Origin of the sequence: Nocardiopsis sp. NPDC006938 (assembly GCF_042869555.1) — a bacterium.
In the GTDB taxonomy this organism is placed as follows: Bacteria; Actinomycetota; Actinomycetes; order Streptosporangiales; family Streptosporangiaceae; genus Nocardiopsis.
In genome coordinates this window covers 24510-43127 of the sequence record NZ_JBIAGA010000001.1, presented here as the reverse complement: position 1 = coordinate 43127, position 18618 = coordinate 24510, and the positions used below count along the sequence as shown (strand labels likewise).

Annotated in this window: 13 protein-coding genes; 12 read left to right on the top strand and 1 reads right to left on the bottom strand. The window is 71.9% G+C overall.

What is annotated here, in order from left to right; translation table 11 throughout:
• The first annotated feature begins 75 nt into the window (after positions 1-75).
• The 8 genes from trpC (at position 76) to ACFYL4_RS00145 (ending at position 8818) form a co-directional block, all read left to right on the top strand.
• Positions 76-882 (top strand): indole-3-glycerol phosphate synthase TrpC, encoded by an 807-nt coding sequence (trpC, locus tag ACFYL4_RS00180; RefSeq protein ID WP_357769971.1) that lies wholly within the window; start codon positions 76-78, stop codon positions 880-882.
• Positions 883-1130: 248 nt separating this feature from the next.
• Positions 1131-2348: a tryptophan synthase subunit beta gene (gene trpB / locus ACFYL4_RS00175; RefSeq protein ID WP_387515282.1), complete on the top strand. Its 1218-nt coding sequence runs from the start codon at positions 1131-1133 to the stop codon at positions 2346-2348.
• The gene (trpA, locus tag ACFYL4_RS00170; RefSeq protein WP_357768890.1) at positions 2345-3154 is read left to right on the top strand and encodes a tryptophan synthase subunit alpha; all 810 of its coding nucleotides are present in this window, start codon (positions 2345-2347) and stop codon (positions 3152-3154) included. The genes trpB and trpA overlap by 4 nt, the downstream gene beginning before the upstream one ends.
• Before the next feature lie 366 nt (positions 3155-3520).
• Entirely contained in the window at positions 3521-4030 is a 510-nt protein-coding gene (locus tag ACFYL4_RS00165; protein ID WP_357768892.1) for a MauE/DoxX family redox-associated membrane protein, read from the top strand.
• 83 nt (positions 4031-4113) lie between these two features.
• Positions 4114-5106 carry a DsbA family protein gene (locus tag ACFYL4_RS00160; RefSeq protein ID WP_387515280.1) on the top strand — a complete coding sequence of 331 codons (993 nt, stop codon included), beginning with the start codon at positions 4114-4116 and terminating at the stop codon, positions 5104-5106.
• Positions 5107-5151: 45 nt separating this feature from the next.
• A complete protein-coding gene (gene lgt, locus ACFYL4_RS00155) occupies positions 5152-6264 on the top strand; it encodes a prolipoprotein diacylglyceryl transferase (RefSeq protein WP_357768896.1) in 1113 nt (370 codons plus the stop codon).
• Positions 6265-6370: 106 nt separating this feature from the next.
• Complete coding sequence (locus ACFYL4_RS00150) at positions 6371-7564, top strand: hypothetical protein (RefSeq protein ID WP_357768898.1); 1194 nt, start codon at positions 6371-6373, stop codon at positions 7562-7564.
• Positions 7565-7930: 366 nt separating this feature from the next.
• Positions 7931-8818 (top strand): hypothetical protein, encoded by an 888-nt coding sequence (locus ACFYL4_RS00145; protein WP_387515924.1) that lies wholly within the window; start codon positions 7931-7933, stop codon positions 8816-8818.
• An 88-nt stretch (positions 8819-8906) separates the two neighbouring features.
• On the opposite strand, the gene ACFYL4_RS00140 is transcribed toward ACFYL4_RS00145, so the two are convergent.
• Positions 8907-10607: a bis-aminopropyl spermidine synthase family protein gene (locus tag ACFYL4_RS00140; RefSeq protein ID WP_387515277.1), complete on the bottom strand. Its 1701-nt coding sequence runs from the start codon at positions 10605-10607 to the stop codon at positions 8907-8909.
• 524 nt (positions 10608-11131) lie between these two features.
• Here ACFYL4_RS00140 and gltB point away from each other — a divergent pair.
• The 4 genes from gltB to ACFYL4_RS00120 all read left to right on the top strand — a co-directional run bounded on the left by gltB (position 11132) and on the right by ACFYL4_RS00120 (position 18578).
• Positions 11132-15688 carry a glutamate synthase large subunit gene (gene gltB, locus ACFYL4_RS00135; protein WP_387515275.1) on the top strand — a complete coding sequence of 1519 codons (4557 nt, stop codon included), beginning with the start codon at positions 11132-11134 and terminating at the stop codon, positions 15686-15688.
• A 27-nt stretch (positions 15689-15715) separates the two neighbouring features.
• Positions 15716-17170 carry a glutamate synthase subunit beta gene (locus ACFYL4_RS00130; RefSeq protein WP_387515273.1) on the top strand — a complete coding sequence of 485 codons (1455 nt, stop codon included), beginning with the start codon at positions 15716-15718 and terminating at the stop codon, positions 17168-17170.
• Positions 17171-17234: 64 nt separating this feature from the next.
• Complete coding sequence (locus ACFYL4_RS00125; RefSeq protein ID WP_387515271.1) at positions 17235-17612, top strand: DUF2784 domain-containing protein; 378 nt, start codon at positions 17235-17237, stop codon at positions 17610-17612.
• Positions 17613-17684: 72 nt separating this feature from the next.
• Positions 17685-18578, top strand: coding sequence for a prenyltransferase (locus ACFYL4_RS00120; RefSeq protein WP_357768931.1), 894 nt, complete (start codon positions 17685-17687; stop codon positions 18576-18578).
• Positions 18579-18618 lie beyond the last annotated feature (40 nt).

Below are 18618 nucleotides of genomic sequence, written 5' to 3'. Positions count from 1 at the left end.
CGACCGGAACCGCCGCGCGTCCGCCTCCGGGTCGGCCGCCGCGAACCGCAACCATGGACGAGGGAGCAAGAACCTGTGAGCGTGCTCGACGAGATCCTCGACGGAGTACGCGCTGACCTGGCGCAGCGACAGGCGGAACTCCCCCTGGACCGCCTCAAGGCCCGAGCCGAGTCGGTGCCCGCCCCCCAGGACGCCGAGGCCGCCCTGCGCCGCCCCGGGGTCCACGTCATCGCCGAGGTCAAGCGGGCCAGCCCCTCCAAGGGGCCGCTGGCCACCATCACCGACCCCGCCGCCCTCGCCCGCGACTACGAGGCGGGCGGCGCGACCTGGATCAGCGTCCTCACCGAACAGCGCCGGTTCAACGGCAGCCTGGACGACCTGCGCGCCGTCCACGCCGCCGTCGAGACACCCCTGCTGCGCAAGGACTTCGTGGTCAGCTCCTACCAGCTGTGGGAGGCCCGCGTCTTCGGAGCCTCCGCGATCCTCCTCATCGTCGCCGCCCTGCCCCAGGACGCCCTGGTCTCCCTGGTCGAGCGCGCCCGCTCGCTGGGCCTGACCCCCCTGGTCGAGGTCCACGACGAGGAGGAGGTCACCCGCGCGCTGGACGCCGGAGCCACCGTCATCGGCGTCAACGCGCGCAACCTCAAGACCCTGGAGGTCGACCGGGACACCTTCGCCCGGCTCGCCCCCCTCATCCCGGCGGACCGCGTCAGAATCGCCGAGTCCGGGATTCGTGGCCCGCACGACCTGCTGGCCTACGCCGGAGCCGGAGCCGGGGCCGTCCTCGTGGGCGAGAGCCTGGTCCGGGGCCGCGACCCGCGTGAGGCCGTCGCCGACCTGGTCACCGCCGGCGCCCACCCCGCGCTGCGTGACCGGAACTGACGAAGGCGCACACGATGGGACCGACGAAGGCGAACACGGAGCACGAGCGGCCCGCGCGCCCGCTCCGGCGCCGATGGCGATGGCTCTAGGGAGCCCGTAGGAACGCCCACGGGTTCCCGCCGCCGCGTCGATCCGAACCACCCCGCCGCCCGAGCCAGGCGGCGCACGACCGGTCGGCGCGCGGCCCCCGTGGCGCCACGCCCCGGGCGGACCCGCGCGCTCGGCCTCCTCTTACCAGGAGACTTCCCATGAGCCACGCCCAACCGGTGCCCGACGACCGCGGGCACTACGGCCGCTTCGGCGGCCGGTTCGCCCCCGAAGCCCTCATCGCGGCCCTCGACGAGGTCGAGGCCGAATGGGCCAAGGCCAAGGACGACCCCGCCTTCCACACCGAGTTCGACGAACTCCTCAAGAGCTACGCGGGGCGTCCCAGCCTCCTCACCGAGGCACGCAACCTCTCCGAGCACGCGGGCGGCGCGCGCGTCCTCCTCAAGCGCGAGGACCTCAACCACACCGGCTCGCACAAGATCAACAACGTGCTGGGCCAGGCGCTGCTCACCAAACGCATGGGCAAGACCCGTGTGATCGCCGAGACCGGAGCGGGCCAGCACGGTGTGGCCACTGCCACCGCCTGCGCCCTCATGGGCCTGGACTGCGTCATCTACATGGGGGAGGAGGACACCAGGAGGCAGGCCCTCAACGTCGCCCGCATGCGCATGCTCGGGGCCGAGGTCGTCCCGGTCACCATCGGCAGCCGCACCCTCAAGGACGCCATCAACGAGACCTTCCGCGACTGGGTGGCCAACGTCGACCACACCCACTACCTGTTCGGCACGGCGGCGGGTCCGCACCCCTTCCCCAAGCTCGTCCGCGACCTGCACTTCACCGTGGGCGCCGAGGCACGCCAGCAGGTCCTCGACCTCACCGGGCGGCTCCCCGACGCCGTCGCGGCGTGTGTCGGCGGCGGCTCCAACGCCATCGCGGTCTTCGCCGCCTTCATCCCCGACGAGAGCGTCGCCCTGTACGGGTTCGAGGCCGGGGGAGAGGGGGCCGACACGGGGCGGACCGCGGCCTCCATCACCGCGGGCAGCCCCGGTGTCTTCCACGGAGCCCGCACCTTCGTGCTCCAGGACGAGTACGGGCAGACCCTGCCCAGCCACTCGATCTCCGCAGGGCTCGACTACCCGGCCGTCGGCCCCGAGCACGCCCACCTGGCTGACACCGGCCGCGCGACCTACGAGCCCGTCACCGACACCGAGGCCATGGACGCCTTCCGGCTGCTGTGCCGCACGGAGGGCATCATCCCGGCGATCGAGAGCGCCCACGCCCTGGCGGGCGCGCTCCGGCTCGGCAGGAGGCTCGGACCGGACGCCGTCATCCTGGTGAACCTCTCCGGGCGCGGCGACAAGGACGTCCACACCGCGGCCACCTACTTCGGCCTCGTCGACTCGGAGGGACAGGCATGACGACCACGCTCCAGACCAAGCTCGCCCAGACCCGGGAGGCCGGGCGGGCCGCGCTCGTCGGCTACCTGCCCGCCGGGTTCCCCGACGTGGAGTCCTCGATCCGGGTGGTCCAGGCCATGGTCGAGGGCGGGTGCGACGTCATCGAGGTCGGGCTGCCCTACTCCGACCCCATGATGGACGGCCCCACCATCCAGCGCGCCGCCGACCGTGCCCTGGCCTCGGGCACCACCACCGACGACGTGTTCCGCGTCGTGGAGGCCACCGCCGCGACCGGCGCCGCCGCGCTGGTCATGTCGTACTGGAACCCGATCGAGCGCTACGGGGTCGAGCGCTTCGCCACCGGCCTCGCCGGGGCGGGCGGGGCCGGGGTCATCACCCCCGACCTCATCCCGGAGGAGGCCGAGGAGTGGTTCGCCGCCTCCGACAAGGCCGGGCTCGACCGGATCTTCCTCGTCGCCCCCTCCTCCACGGACCGGCGCCTGGAGCTCACCACCGGCGCGTGCAGCGGGTTCGTGTACGCGGCCTCGCTGATGGGCGTGACCGGTACCCGGACCCAGGTCGCCGACACCGCGGAGACCCTGGTGCGCCGTACCCGCGGGGTCACCCGGGAATCCGGCCTGCCGATCTGTGTGGGTCTGGGCATCTCGACGGCCGCGCAGGCCGCCGAGGTCGCCGCCTACGCCGACGGCGTCATCGTCGGCGCCGGTTTCTGCCAGCGGGTGCTCGACGCACCGGACCTGGAGACCGGACTCATCGCGGTCCGCTCCTTCGCCGAGGAACTCGCCGCCGGGGTCCGCTCCCGCTAACCGCCCCCACGGCCGCCCCTCGGCCGCACCGACGACCCCGGTGTGGGTCGCGCCGGACCGGCGCGACCCACACCGGGGTCTCGCGTCCACCGTCCCGAACGGCAGGTCCAGCCGAGGGTTAAGAGGGTGAGAATCGGGTGAGAGGGCCCCGCGAATCCTCTCGAAGCGGCCTCCCCACCACGCCACGGGTGGTGTGATGACGGTGCGCCGGACGCGCGGCCCCCCGGTCGCGCGCCTGCGGTCACCGCCCTGTGCCACTGACTCGCTACACACAGTAGGCTTTGGGTTCGACACGAAGAGCGACATCGCGCGCACCCAGCGCCATGGACGCGGACGAACCGACCCCCACTCCCGAAGGCCTCACAGATGACGGACACCCACGACGACGCCCCCGCCACCCAGCCCGCCGGCCGCTGGGAGACCGTCCAACCCTGGCTCACCCTCGCCTGCCGGATCGGACTCGCCGCCGTCCTCATCACCGCGGCCGTCACCAAGTTCCCCCCGGCCCTGTCCGTCCAGGCGGTCGAGGCCTATGACCTCTTCCCCACCGAGGTCGCCTGGTTCATCGGACACGTCCTCCCCCTCTTCGAGCTCGCGCTCGCCGCGCTCCTCCTCGCGGGCCTGGCCTCCCGGCAGGTCGGCGCCGTGAGCGCCCTGCTCATGGTCGTCTTCATCGCCGGGATCGTCTCCGCCATGGCCCGCGGACTCAACATCGACTGCGGCTGCTTCGGCGGCGGCGGACAGGTCGACCCGGGCGAGACCACCTACGGGCTCTCCATCGCACGCGACGTCGCCTTCGCGGCCATGGGCGCCTTCATCGCGCTCTGGCCGCGGTCCCCCTTCGCCCTCGACCGCGCCCTCGGGCTCTTCCGCTAGGGCCAGCACGGCGGCGGGGCCCACGCCCCGGAACCCCCGAGTGACGGTCGACCATCCCAGAAAGCCAGAAACAGAGGAACACCATGGGGAGTGAAGCGCGCAAGCGCTCCCGCGAGAAGCTCAGGGAACAGCGGGAGAAGGAGAAGCGGGCGGCCAAACGCAGGCGGACCCTCATCGTCGTCGGCGCCGCCGCGGCCGTCGTCCTGCTCGTCGTCGGCATCGGCTACGCCGTCATGACCTCCGACCGCAGCGAGGGCTACGACGGCCCGCTGGCCGAGCAGACCCTCCAGGACGACGGCAGCGTCGTCATGGCCGAACCCGACACCACCGCCCCGGTGGTCGAGGTCTACGCCGACTACCAGTGCCCCGCCTGCCGCCAGTTCGAGCACTTCAGCGGCGACGTCCTCAAGGAACAGGCGGCCTCCGGCGCCGCCATCGTGCACTACCGGCCGGTCAGCATCTTCGCCCAGCAGCCCGTCCCGATCAGCTCGAACTCCCTGCGGGCCGGGGCCGCCGCCCGCGCCGCCGCCGACTACGGAGTGTTCGTCGAGTACAACGACACCCTCTTCGAGAACCAGCCCACCGAGACCAAGGACGGCTTCACCGTCGACGAGCTCAAGCAGTGGTTCCGCGACACCGGCGCCTCCGACGAGGACGCCCGGGCGTTCGACGACCGCGTCGAGGGCGAGGCGGAGATCGTCAAGGAGTTCACCGAGGACTACCTGCCCGCACTCACCGCGGACGCCGTCGACCAGATCGGCCAGGAGAACATCGGGACCATGGTCCTGTCCGACCTCATCAGCTGGGGAGCCGGCAACGGACACGACCCCTCCTTCCTGGACGGTACCTACACGGGCGAGATCATCGAGGCCACGGGGAAGGCCTACACTCGCTACAGCGGAGCCAACGAGTTCCGCGCCACGCCTTCCGTCTACATCAACGGCGAGTTGCTCGACGGCAACACCGCCATGACCGCCAGGGGCCTTTCCGACGCGATCGCCGACGCGGGCGACGGCAAGGTCAGCACCAGGCCCAAGGATGTCGACGGCGGGGGTGACGCGGAGGAGAACCCCTGATCACCACCCCGCACGCGGGGCGAACCCGAGAGCAGAGCAGTGACATTGTCGTCGACAGCTTCCGAGGGCGCGGCCGGGCTCGGCCGCGCCCTCGCGGCCATTCCCAGCCCCGAGATCAACGCGATCCCCATCGGGCCGTTCCAGATCCACTTCTACGCCCTGTGCATCCTGGCCGGGGTCGTCGTGGCGGTCTACTGGAGCGAGCGCCGCTGGAAGTCCATGGGCGGCGAGGCCGGGACGATCATGGACATGGCCGTGTGGGCCGTCATCCTGGGTCTGGTCGGCGGCCGCCTCTACCACGTGATCAGTGACGCCCACCTGTACTTCGGCCCGGACCGTGAGGCGATCCGGGCCCTGTACGTGTGGGAGGGCGGCCTCGGCATCTGGGGCGCGATCCCGCTGGGCGCCGTGGGCGTGTGGCTGGTCGCCCGCAAGCGCGGGCTGTCCATGACGAAGCTCTCCTTCGCGATCGCCCCCACCATCCCGCTCGCCCAGGCCATCGGCCGCTGGGGCAACTACTTCAACCAGGAACTCTTCGGCCGCCCCACGGACCTGCCCTGGGCCCTGGAGATCTACCCCACCCCCGAGGGCCACATGCGGGCCGGGATGGAGGTCGGCGTCACCACCTACCACCCGACCTTCCTGTACGAGTCCCTGTGGTGCCTGCTCCTCGCGGTCCTGCTGGCCTACCTCGGCCGCCGCTTCGAGTCCTCCCTCCAGGGCGGACGCCTCTTCGCCGTGTACGTCATGGGCTACTGCGCGGGCCGCTTCTGGATCGAGTACCTGCGCGTCGACCCGGCCAACGACTTCTTCGGTATGCGCCTGAACAACTGGACCTCCATCGTGGTCCTCCTCGGCGCCCTCGCCTACTTCGTCTGGGCGGGCCGCCGCATCGACTCCTTCTCCACCGCCGTCGTCCCCCACGGTCAGGACGCCGGGACCCAGGTGTTCGGGGACACGTCCACCGGGGAGAAGGCGGACGAGGGCACCGTGTACAGCGCCGTCGACGGCGACGACTCGGTGTTCGACCAGGCCACGGGGGCATCCGAGGAGGCCGGGACGGAATACCACCCGAGTCCTGAGCGATCTAGTAGCGAGGGCACGGCTGAGGACGGCGCCGACGGCGCGGGGGGCGACTCCGGGTCGAAGCCCGAGTAGAGCGGGACCATTCCGAAAACCGGTGCTCCCGGCCCGTGGCCGTGAACACCGTACGACGAAGCCCGCACCAGTCGAGCAGACCACGGGTTGACGATTGAGAAAGACCGTGAGCAGAGCCGAGTCCGGTCACGGACGCAGACGTCGGCGCGGCGGGTCCCGCCGCGCCGACAGCGCCCGCACCGAAGAGCACGTCGACGACTACGGCCCCGAGGACGGGTACGAGGAGCAGTACGACCCGGAGGAGGACTTCTCCGAGGAGTACGGCCACACCCGGGCCCGTTCGGACGCCGAGCACGACGACTACGACGACGACCCGGACACCGGGTACGACGACGACCACGAGGACGGGGAGGCGCCGGAGCAGGAGGCCGGAGCCGCCGCTGGCCGCAAGGGCCGACGCAGGGACAAGAAGGACAGGAAGGACAAGAAGGGTGTGGGGCGCGTCTCCGCGTTCTCCGCGTCCGCGATCAAGAAGGTGTCGGTCCTGGGCGACCGGCCCAACCAGATCGTCTACACCCTGGCCGAGCAGAGCAAGCGCAAGCGCGGCACCGCCGTGCTCGGCGTGCTCCTGGGAGCCTTCAGCATCGCCCTGGTCGCGCTCCTGGGCCTGCTGACCTACCAGCTCGTCACCGGCACCGGCGGCAACACCGACCGGGGCGAGGACACCATCGTCGCGCCGCCCGAGGGGCACAGCACCATCACACCGGAGCTGTACCTGTTCGAGCCGGACCGGCCGGAGGTGTTCGGTTCCATCGAGAACCGTCCCGGCGACGTCGAACCGATGACGGACGAGTCCGTCTTCGGGTCGGTCGAGGAACTCGACATGGCCGGGATGAAGCTCAACCTCCAGGAGTCCGAGGTCACCGACTCCTGCACCTCCCTGGTGTGGGGCGAGCAGCTCGGTCAGAGCCTCCTGGACGCCAACTGCCTGAACGCCGCCTCGGGCGTGTACACCGACTCCAAGGACAAGTACGTCGCCCAGGTGACCCTGTTCGACCTCTCCGACAGCGACGGCGCCAGCGAGGTGGCCGCCGCCATGGACCCGACCAACGCGGAGACCGGGGCGGGCTTCCTGCTCTCCCGCGAGCTCGACGGCGTCGAAGGGCTCCAGGAGGGGTACAGCCAGGCCACCACCCAGGTGATGGGCCACTACCTGGCCGTGTACTGGGTCGCGCGCACCGACGGTTCGCCGCCCGGGGACGACTCCGGGCTCGCCACCGCGAGCGTGGTCTCCCAGAGCGCCTTCGCCTTCGTCTACGACGAGGTCGTCGCGCACAAGCCCGAGGACGAGGGGGAGTAGGAAGCGGGTCTGTCCGGCCCCGTCGGGCACCCCGATAGGATCGCGGACAGATCGACCCGCCCGCCGGGGTGTGTTCCGCCGAAAAGTGGGAACAGGGCCCCGGGGTCGACACCAGGCGGGACGCGTTCCCCGCCGTCCCCGAGCGCACGCGGGCCGGTCACCACGTGACCGGCCCGCATCCACGGAAAGGTCCTTTGGGTGTCCCCTTCTGAACCGTCGACGCCTGGCAGGCCGGGCCGTCGGAGGAGAAACAGCGAGCCCGCAGAGCTCCCAGCCCCGGCGGAACAGAGCCGCTCCGAGAACCGCGAGGGCGGGCGCCGCAAGGGCGGAGGCCGACGCAAGAAGGGTTCCCGCCGCTTCGGCGGGATGCTGACCGTCCTGATCGGCGCCCTGGTCGTCGCGCTCATCGCGCTGGGAACGGTGCTGTACCTGCAGTTCTCCGGCGACGACGGCGGGGAACAGGCGGCCCGCGAGACGCGTCCGGCCCTGTACAAGGTCCAGGACTCCCAGGACAGCAACATGAACACCGTGCTCTCCTCCCGCGAGAGCGACACCCGCCCGCTCAACGCCGGCGAACTGTTCGAGCGCCACAACTCCGAGATCTCCGGGCAGAGCCTGGACTTCACCCTGCGCGACTCGGAGCTGGTCGAGGACTGCTCGGCGGCGGTCTGGGGCGACCAGGTGAAGCAGGCGCTGGCCGACGCCGACTGCACGCAGGCCGGGCGTGCCACCTACCTCTCCGATGGCGACGTCTTCGGCGTGGTCGCGGTGTTCAACCTCGCCGACATCGAGGGCAGCCGCGCCGTGGCCGAGGCGCTCGAACTGCCCGAGACCGAGGAGGGCGAGGAGCCGGTCGACCCCGGGTTCGTGCTCTCCCCGTCCGGTGAGGAGCCCTTCGACCGCCTCGGCGCGGGCTACAGCGCCGCCGACGCCATCATCACGGGCCACTACCTTGTCGTGGTGTGGGTGCAGCCCGGCGACTCCGAGTCGGTCGAGGAGCGGGTCAGCCTGGTCACCCCGCTGGTGACCCTGGCCAACTTCCGCAATCCGTTCTTCCGCAGGATCGGCGAGCTCGGCGGCGGTGAGACCACTCCCGGTACCGAGGAGGGCGCCACTACCGAGGAGGGCGCCGGTACCGACGGCACCGGCACCGAGGGCGTGCCCGGCGCGGGTGAGGGCGCCGGGACGGAGACGACCCCGGAACAGCCCCCGGCCGAGGGCACCGGCGAGGTTCCGACGGTCCCCGGCACATAGCGGACCGACCCCGGCACACGCGGGCGGGGCCCGGTGGGAACGACCTCCCACCGGGCCCCGCCCGCGTCCTGGCCTCCCGCCCCACCGGTCAGCCGGATTCCGCCTCCTGGGATCGCCTCACCTGGGCGACCAGGTCCGCGGCCACCTCCCGGAGCTCGGCGAACCGGTGTTCGGGCAGGTCCAACAGGCTGTGCCCGGGCACCCAGCCCGGCGCCTCGGCGACCGCGAGTCGGGCCGTGCGCTTGTTGGTGGGCCGCCCCAGGCGGGCGAAGGCCTCCACCAGGCCCGTACGCAGCGTCGTCGTCAGCGTCCCGTGCGCGCGCGCCCGCACGTGCGCCAGCACGCGGTCGACGGCCTCCTCCGGCTCCGGGGCCCGAGCGCACCGGACCGCCGTCAGGTCGGCGGCGCCCACACCCCGCAGGAACCGGACGCGAAGACCCGGCTCCACCAGGGCCCGGAAGGCCCGCTGGCCCGCCTCGTCCCGCACCCAGCGCGAGGAGGAGGGCACCAGCACGAAGGTGTCGTCGGCGGTGGACGCCAGCGCGGCGCGGGGCGCCAGCCGCTCCCACCCCGACGTGAGGTTGACCACGGCCGTCGCGCCCGCGCCGGTGGGGGAGTCCATCCAGGTGGACAGGCGCACACGGGCTTCCCCGGGCGTTTCCCGGGGCCAGTCGCCGACCAGGGCGGGCCCGCTCCCGGCCAGCTCGGTGACCCGGTCCACCACGGCGGCGGCCCGCTCCGCGTCGAGCCCGCCCCGCGCCTCCTTGGCGTTGACCCCCTGGCTGTACACGCGGGAGGCGTCTGCGGCGGGGGAGGTCGGCGTACGCGCGAGCGGCCGCAGCACGTACAGGTCGCTGGCCGCGCCGATCGACTCCGCGCCCAGGTAGCGGTTGAAGTCCGGCCACACCGCCTCGAGCAGCAGCCCCGAGCGCACCATGCGGGACTGGGTCGCGGCCGCGAGCTTGGGCGTGGTCTCGCTGACCCCGTAGGCCACCAGCACCCGGCCCCGCCTCGGGTCGGCCAGCCCCTCCACCCCGCGCCGCACGAACAGGTCCACACCGTCCGGGGTGTAGGGCGGGTCGGTGAAGACCAGGTCGGCGCACTCCCGCAGCGACGCGGGCAGACCCAGCCGCAGGTCGGCTGCGTGCGTGCGCACCGGCAGCCCCAGCCGCCCGGCCACCGCGTCGATGTGGGCCAGCACACGCTCGTCCAGGTCCACCACGACCACACGGGCCCGCGGCTGCACCAGGGTCAGGGCCAGGGACGTCAGGTCGTGGTCACCCACGCACAACAGTGTCCGTTCGCGCAGGTCGAACCGGGTGTCCAGGAACAGGGCCCGGCGCAGGGCGGTCTCCGGTGCCGCCGTGACGTGGTCCAGGTCCAGGTCGGAGGCGGGCCCCTCGGCCACCGCCCGAGCCAACTCGGCGGCGGCCCGGCCGTGCCCGGCGAGCAGGTGCTCCACCGGGTCGGCCAGAGCGGGCGCCGCCGCTCCCGCGTAGAGGTCGGGGCGCGCCAGGCGGTACCGCTCGCCGCCGGGTTCGCGCTCCACCTCGCCCGCCTCACCCAGGGACCTCAACAGCGGAGCCACCACGGCGTGCGCCACACCGCTGGCGCGTACGAGGTCGTTGGCCCCCCACCACCGCCCGTCGCGGAGGAGCGCCAGGACCGTCCGGGGACGCGGAGCGTCGGGCCCGTGCGCGCGAAGGAGGTCCTCCGCCGCCTCGGGAAGGGGGGCGGGGGCGTCGAGCCGTGGTTCGACCGGTTCGGAAGAAGTCGGGTGTCCTGCCATTGTGTGATCCTCCCATGTCGCGGACCCGGCGACGGCGCCGCCGCCGGGCCCGCGGACATCGGCCGCGAAGGTGAGTCGGATGTCACCCTCGCGCACGTCGCGTCCGCTCTTGGGCGGCGGGACGACCCGGGGGTAACCTGGGACTTCGCTGTCCGGGGCCGCCCGCGCGCCCGGGGAAGAACCGGCCAAGCTCCGGTGCTTCGTCACCTATGGGAGGTTTAGCGGGTTTCCCTCGTGGAACAACCCGCAAGGCCGGAACCGGGGGCGACCCCGGAGGGCTCCGGTCCGGACCGGCGATTCGCACCGGGGCCGGACCAGCCTGTATAAGAGATAGCCCGCCCGGAACGGGGCCGCCCGCGTCACCGGCGACACGAGGAAGTGCACGCCGCACGGTGACACCGACCGGCACCACGCCCCACGGGTGAACCGCCCCCGGCGGACACAACAGCATCACGCTCGCAGCAGGGCCAACGTCGTCCCGAATGCGCTTTTCACGAAGCCGACGAGAGACGACTGGAGGGCCCATGTCCACTGGACACGCGCGGCGTTCGTCCGACCGAACGCACACCGGCACCACGCCCCGGGGCCTGTACGACCCCGCCTTCGAGCACGACGCCTGCGGAGTCGGGTTCGTGGCCGACCTCAACGGACGCCAGAGCCACGACATCGTCAGCAAGGCCCTGACCGTCCTGCGCAACCTCGACCACCGGGGCGCCTCCGGCGCCGACCCCGACGACGGCGACGGCGCGGGCATCCTCACCCAGATCCCTCACGCGCTCTACACCGAGGTCTGCGACTTCCCGCTCCCCGAAGCGGGCGCCTACGCCACCGGCATCGGCTTCCTGCCCTCCGACGCGGCCGAGCGCGCCGCCGCCATGCGCACCATCGAGGCCATCGTCGAGGACGAGGACCTCACCCTCCTGGGCTGGCGCGAGGTGCCCTTCGAGCCCCAGTACAGCGGCCCCGCCGCCCGCGAGGCCATGCCCTCCTTCGTGCAGCTCTTCGTCACCGGCACGCCCGGCACCGCCACCGAGGGCCGCACCGGCATCGACCTCGAACGCCACGCGTACTGCGTCCGCAAGCGCGCCGAACACGAGGCCGACGTCTACTTCCCCAGCCTGTCCCCGCGCACCATCGCCTACAAGGGCATGCTCACCACCCCGCAGCTGGAGCCGTTCTTCCCGGACCTGTCCGACCGGCGCTACGAGTCCGGCCTGGCCCTGGTGCACTCCCGGTTCTCCACCAACACCTTCCCGTCCTGGCCACTCGCCCACCCGTTCCGCTACGTGGCGCACAACGGCGAGATCAACACGGTCAAGGGCAACCGGAACATGATGCGGTCGCGCGAGGCCAAGCTCGCCACCGACCTCATCCCCGGCGACCTCGCCCGCGTCTTCCCGATCGTCGACCCCGACGACTCCGACACCGCGTCCTTCGACGACGCCCTCGAACTGCTCCACCTGGGCGGCCGCTCCCTGCCGCACGCCGTCCTGATGATGATCCCGGAGCCGTGGGAGAACCACACCGAGATGGACCCGGCCGTCCGGGCCTTCTACGAGTACCACTCCACCCTCATGGAGCCCTGGGACGGCCCCGCCTCGGTGTCCTTCACCGACGGCACCGTCGTCGGCTCCGTCCTGGACCGCAACGGCCTGCGCCCCGGCCGGTACTGGGTCACCGAGGACGGCCTCGTCGTCCTCGCCTCCGAAGCGGGGGTCCTCGACATCGACCCCGCCTCGGTCGTGCGCAAGGGACGCCTCCAGCCCGGCCGCATCTTCGTCGTCGACACCGCCCGGGGGCGGATCATCGAGGACGAGGAGATCAAGGCCGAACTCGCCGCTGAACACCCCTACCAGGAGTGGATCGACTCCGGCGTCCTGCGCCTGGCCGACCTCCCCGCCGCCGAGCCCGCCCCGGTCACCGAACTCCACCTCGCCCAGCAGGTGTTCGGCTACACCGAGGAGGAACTGCGGATCATCCTCACCCCGATGGCCCGCACCGGCGCCGAACCCATCGGCTCCATGGGCACCGACACGCCCGTCGCGGCGCTCTCCGCCCGCTCGCGCCAGCTCTTCGACTACTTCTCGCAGAACTTCGCGCAGGTCACCAACCCGCCGCTGGACGCCATCCGCGAGGAGATGGTCACCAGCCTGTCCACCCTCCTGGGCGCCGAGGGCAACCTCCTCCAGGCGACCCCCGGCGGCAACCAGCGCCTCGTCCTGCCCACCCCGGTCGTCGACCAGGACCAGCTCGCCGCCATCGTCGCGGCGGGCGACGACAACCCCGCACTGCGCACCTTCACCGTCGACGGCACCTACCCCGTCGACGGCGGCGGAGCGGCCCTCTCCACCCGACTGGACGAGATCAACACCGAGGTCACCCGCGCCATCGCCGACGGCGCCCACATCCTCGTGCTCAGCGACCGCCGCGCCGACGCCGCGCGCGCCCCGATCCCGTCGCTGCTGCTCACCGGCTCCGTCCACCACCACCTGGTCCGCGAGAAGACCCGCACCGAGGTCGGCCTCCTCGTCGAGGCCGCCGACGTCCGCGAATGCCACCACGTGGCCCTCCTCGTCGGCTACGGCGCCTCCGCCGTCAACCCGTACCTGGCCCTGGCCACCGTCCGGGACCTCGTCGAACGCGGCACCCTCGGCGGCGTCGACGCCGACACCGCCGTCGCCAACACCGTCAAGGCGTTCGGCAAGGGCGTCCTCAAGGTCATGTCGAAGATCGGCGTCTCCACCGTCAGCTCCTACACCGGAGCCCAGATCTTCGAGGCCCTCGGACTGGGCCAGGAGGTCGTCGACCGCTGCTTCACCGGCACCACCTCCCGCCTGGGCGGCGTCGGCTTCGACATCCTCGCCGAGGAGGTCGCCCTGCGCCACCGCCGCGCCCACACCGCCAACCCCAACGCCCACCGGCGCCTGGAGGTCGGCGGCGAGTACCAGTGGCGGCGCGAGGGCGAACCCCACCTCTTCGACCCCGAGACCGTCTTCCGGCTCCAGCACTCCACCCGCGCGCGCAAGTACGAGATCTTCAAGGAGTACACGAACCGGGTCGACGACCAGTCCGCCCGGCTCATGACCCTGCGCGGGCTGTTCCGCCTCAAGGAGGGCGTGCGCGAGCCCGTCCCCGTCGACGAGGTCGAGCCCGTCTCCGAGATCGTCAAGAGGTTCTCCACCGGAGCCATGTCCTACGGGTCCATCTCCGCGGAGGCCCACGAGACCCTCGCCATCGCCATGAACCGCCTCGGCGGCAAGTCCAACACCGGAGAGGGCGGCGAGGACCCGGCCCGCTTCACCCCCGACGCCAACGGAGACCTGCGCCGCAGCGCCATCAAGCAGGTCGCCTCCGGCCGCTTCGGCGTGACCTCGCACTACCTCACCAACGCCGACGACATCCAGATCAAGATGGCCCAGGGCGCCAAGCCCGGCGAGGGCGGCCAGCTGCCCGGCCACAAGGTCTACCCGTGGGTCGCCGAGACCCGCCACTCCACGCCCGGAGTCGGCCTCATCTCACCGCCGCCCCACCACGACATCTACTCCATCGAGGACCTCGCCCAGCTCATCCACGACCTCAAGAACGCGAACCCGTCCGCCCGGGTCCACGTCAAGCTGGTCTCCGAGGCGGGCGTGGGCACCGTCGCCACCGGCGTGTCCAAGGCCCACGCGGACGTCGTCCTCATCTCCGGCCACGACGGCGGCACCGGAGCCTCGCCGCTGACCTCCCTCAAGCACGCGGGCACGCCCTGGGAGCTCGGCCTCGCCGAGACCCAGCAGACCCTGCTGCTCAACGGCCTGAGGGACCGCATCGTGGTGCAGGCCGACGGTCAGATGAAGACCGGCCGCGACGTCGTCATCGCCGCACTGCTCGGCGCGGAGGAGTTCGGCTTCGCCACCGCGCCCCTCGTCGTGTCGGGCTGCGTCATGATGCGCGTGTGCCACCTCGACACCTGCCCCGTCGGCGTGGCCACCCAGAACCCCGTCCTGCGGGAGCGGTTCTCCGGCAGGGCCGAGTACGTCGTGACCTTCTTCGAGTACATCGCCCAGGAGGTCCGCGAGTACCTGGCCCAGCTCGGCTTCCGCAGCCTCGACGAGGCCATCGGCTCCGTCGACCTGCTCGACACCACCGAAGCGGTCGACCACTGGAAGGCCCAGGGCCTGGACCTGTCCCCGATCCTGCACGAGGTCGAACCCGTCGCCGGAGACCACCGCGCCCACCGGCGCGCCCAGGACCACGGCCTGGAGAAGGCCCTGGACAACACCCTGATCCAGCTCAGCGAGGGTGCGCTCGACTTCGGCCGCCCCGTCCGCCTCGAGCTCCCCGTCCGCAACGTCAACCGCACCGTGGGCACCATGCTCGGACACGAGGTCACCAAGCGCCACGGGGCCGAGGGCCTGCCCGCCGACACCATCGACGTCACCTTCACCGGGTCCGCGGGACAGTCCTTCGGCGCCTTCGTGCCCCGCGGCGTCACCCTGCGGCTGTTCGGGGACGCCAACGACTACGTCGGCAAGGGGCTCTCCGGCGGCCGCGTCGTCGTCCGCCCCGCCGCCGCCTCCACCCTGGCCGCCGAGGAACACATCATCGCCGGAAACGTCATCGGCTACGGCGCCACCTCCGGAGAGATCCTCCTCCGGGGCGTGGTCGGCGAACGCTTCTGCGTCCGCAACTCCGGCGCCCTCGCGGTCGTCGAGGGCATCGGCGACCACGGCTGCGAGTACATGACCGGGGGCCGCGCCGTCGTCCTCGGCCGCACCGGGCGCAACTTCGCCGCGGGCATGTCCGGCGGCACCGCCTACGTCCTCGACCTCGACCCAGGACGCGTCAACACCGAGATGGTCGAGATCGAGGACCTCACCGACGAGGACCGCGACTTCCTCACCGACGTCCTCACCCGCCACCACGCCGAGACCGGGTCCACGGTCGCCGAACGCCTCCTGGCCCAGGGCGCCGACGGCCTCGGCCGCATCGCCAAGGTCATGCCGCGCGACTACAAGCGGGTCCTGCTCGCCCGCGCCGAGGCCGAGCGCGAGGGGCGCGACGTCAACGAGGCCGTCATGGCCTCCGCGCAGTCCTGAAGTCAGCACACGAGAGGAGGAGGAACCATGGCTGACCCCAAGGGTTTCCTGAAGATCACCGAGCGCGAGCTCCCCCGCCACCGCCCCGTCGACGTCCGCATCCAGGACTGGCGCGAGGTCCACGAGGACCTCGACCGGGGCACCGTCACCAAGCAGGCCTCACGCTGCATGGACTGCGGTATCCCGTTCTGCCACAACGGGTGCCCCCTCGGGAACCTCATCCCCGAGTGGAACCACCTCGTGTACACCCACGACTGGGCCGAGGCCGTCGAACGGCTCCACGCCACCAACAACTTCCCCGAGTTCACCGGCCGCCTGTGCCCCGCGCCCTGCGAGTCCGCCTGCGTGCTCGGCATCGACCAGCCCGCCGTCACCATCAAGAACGTCGAGGTCAACATCATCGACCGCGCGTGGGAGGAGGGCTGGGTCAGGCCCCTGCCCCCCACCCACCGCACCGGCAGGAGCGTCGCCGTCGTCGGCTCCGGCCCCGCCGGCCTCGCCGCCGCGCAGCAGCTCACCCGCGCCGGACACGACGTCACCGTCTACGAACGCGCCGACCGCGTGGGCGGCCTGCTCCGCTACGGCATCCCCGAGTTCAAGATGGAGAAGCGGCACATCGACCGCCGCCTCGCCCAGATGAGCGCCGAGGGCACCGTCTTCCGCACCGGCGTCAACGTCGGCGTCGACGTCACCGTCGAGCGGCTCAGGGCCGACCACGACGCCGTCGTCCTCACCGGCGGCGCCACCCGCTGGCGCGACCTGCCCGCCACCGGCCGCGAACTCAACGGCATCCACCAGGCCATGGAGTACCTGCCCCTGGCCAACCGGGTCCAGGAGGGCGACCTCGACCGCGCACCCATCCACGCCGAGGGCAAGCACGTCGTCGTCATCGGCGGCGGCGACACCGGGGCCGACTGCGTCGGCACCGCCCACCGGCAGGGGGCCGCCTCGGTCACCCAGCTGGAGATCATGCCCAAGCCGCCCGCCTCACGCCCCGACCACCAGCCCTGGCCCACCATGCCAATGCTGTACAAGGTCACCAGCGCCCACGAGGAGGGCGGCAGGAGGATCTACTCCGTCAACACGCTGGAGTTCCTCGACGACGGGCAGGGCAACGTGCGCGCCCTGAAGCTGGTCGACGTCAAGCGGGGCCCGGACGGCTTCGCTCCGGTCGAGGGCACCGAGCGGGAGATCCCCGCCGACCTCGTCACCCTCGCCATGGGCTTCGTCGGGCCCGAGAAGGAGGGCCTGCTCGACCAGCTCGGCGTCGAACTCGACGGGCGCGGCAACGTCGTCCGCGACGACCAGTACCGCACCACCGTCGACGGCGTCTTCTGCGCCGGGGACATGGGCCGGGGCCAGTCACTCATCGTCTGGGCCATCGCCGAGGGACGCTCCGCGGCGGCCGGGGTGGACCGCTACCTCTCCGAGGACACCGTCCTGCCGGTGGCCATCCCGCCCACCGAGCGCCCGCTCGTCTGACCCGGAACATCCCGAACCCCCCGTGGCCCCGCCACGGGGGGTTCGTCGCGCCTACCATCGACCCATGGTGTACCGCGTCATCGGAGAAGGGGCCATGGTCCTCCACCTGGCCTTCCTCGTCTACGTCGCGCTCGGCGGCCTCCTGGCCTGGCGCTGGCCCCGCGCGATCTGGCCCCACCTGGCCTGCGCCCTGTACGGACTCGGCATCACCGTCATCGGCTGGACCTGCCCCCTCACCCACGTGGAGGACTGGGGGAGACGCAACGCCGGACAGGCCGGGCTCCCGCCCGAGGGCTTCATCGCCCACTACCTCACCGGGGTCGTCTACCCCGCCGAACACCTGATCACCATCCAGCTCCTCGTGGCCCTGAGCGTCGCCCTCTCCTGGGCCGGAACCCTTTACCTGTACCGCCAACGCAAGCGCGCCGAGAACACCGCGTAAAGATCGCGAATGGATCAAGGCGGTGCTGTTCTCCTGACCCCGGCCCAGTCGTACCGTCGAACCATGACCGTTGTGACCTGGGATTCGTACCGCGCAGCAGAACACTTCACCATGCGCAGCGCCCGGCTCGTCGACCGGCACCGCTTCGCCTACCTCTTCCAGGGCGGCCCCGCCGAACCCGTCCGCGCCACCCTCTCCGCCTACCGCAACCTCGACGGCGGCTACGGGAACGGACTCGACCCCGACCTGAGGGGCCACGGCAGCCAGCCCGCCGCCACCGAGATCGCCCTGCGCTACCTGGACGAACTCGGACCCCTTCCCGACTCCCTGGGCGTCGGCGTCTGCCGATACCTGAGCTCCGTCAGCAACGAGGACGGCGGGCTGCCCCTGGCACTGCCCAGCGCCCGCTACACCGAGGCCGCCCCCTGGTTCCGCCACAACGACGACTTCGGCAGCCGACTCGACATCACCGCGATGATCGCCGGACTCCTGCACAAGAACAACGTCACCCACCCGTGGCGGGACCGCGCCACCGCCTACTGCTGGAAGCGGATCGACACCCTCAAGTGGACCGACCCCCACGAGGCCATCGGTATCTGCTGCTTCCTCCAGCACGTCCCCGACCGCGCCCGCGCCGTCGTCGCGATGAACCACCTCTCCCACATGATCCGCGCCGTCATCGACGTGCACCCGCGCTCCACCGGGCATGTCCACACGCCGCTCGACCTGGCCTCCCACCCGCACCACATCGCCCGCCCGCTCTTCACGGACGAGGAACTCGAACGCAACCTCACCGCGTTCGAGGACCAGCAGCGCCCCGACGGGGGATGGGACGCCTGCTGGGACGAGTGGGACACCGTCGCCACCCTCGAACGCGAGGGCATGCGCACCATCCAGCGGCTGCGCGTCCTGCGGGCCTACGGACACGTCCAGCCCGACCTGCCCAGCCCCCGCCGACCCGACTGAGGTCCCGCACCGGACGGCACCGCCCCGGGGCGGTGCCGGG

Coding starts and splice junctions, on each gene's coding strand:
- trpB (WP_387515282.1), top strand. CDS start 1,131: ATGAGCCACGCCCAACCGGTGCCCGACGACCGCGGGCACTACGGCCGC.
- trpA (WP_357768890.1), top strand. CDS start 2,345: ATGACGACCACGCTCCAGACCAAGCTCGCCCAGACCCGGGAGGCCGGG.
- ACFYL4_RS00165 (WP_357768892.1), top strand. CDS start 3,521: ATGACGGACACCCACGACGACGCCCCCGCCACCCAGCCCGCCGGCCGC.
- ACFYL4_RS00160 (WP_387515280.1), top strand. CDS start 4,114: ATGGGGAGTGAAGCGCGCAAGCGCTCCCGCGAGAAGCTCAGGGAACAG.
- ACFYL4_RS00145 (WP_387515924.1), top strand. CDS start 7,931: ATGCTGACCGTCCTGATCGGCGCCCTGGTCGTCGCGCTCATCGCGCTG.
- ACFYL4_RS00140 (WP_387515277.1), bottom strand. CDS start 10,607: ATGGCAGGACACCCGACTTCTTCCGAACCGGTCGAACCACGGCTCGAC.
- gltB (WP_387515275.1), top strand. CDS start 11,132: ATGTCCACTGGACACGCGCGGCGTTCGTCCGACCGAACGCACACCGGC.
- ACFYL4_RS00130 (WP_387515273.1), top strand. CDS start 15,716: ATGGCTGACCCCAAGGGTTTCCTGAAGATCACCGAGCGCGAGCTCCCC.
- ACFYL4_RS00125 (WP_387515271.1), top strand. CDS start 17,235: ATGGTGTACCGCGTCATCGGAGAAGGGGCCATGGTCCTCCACCTGGCC.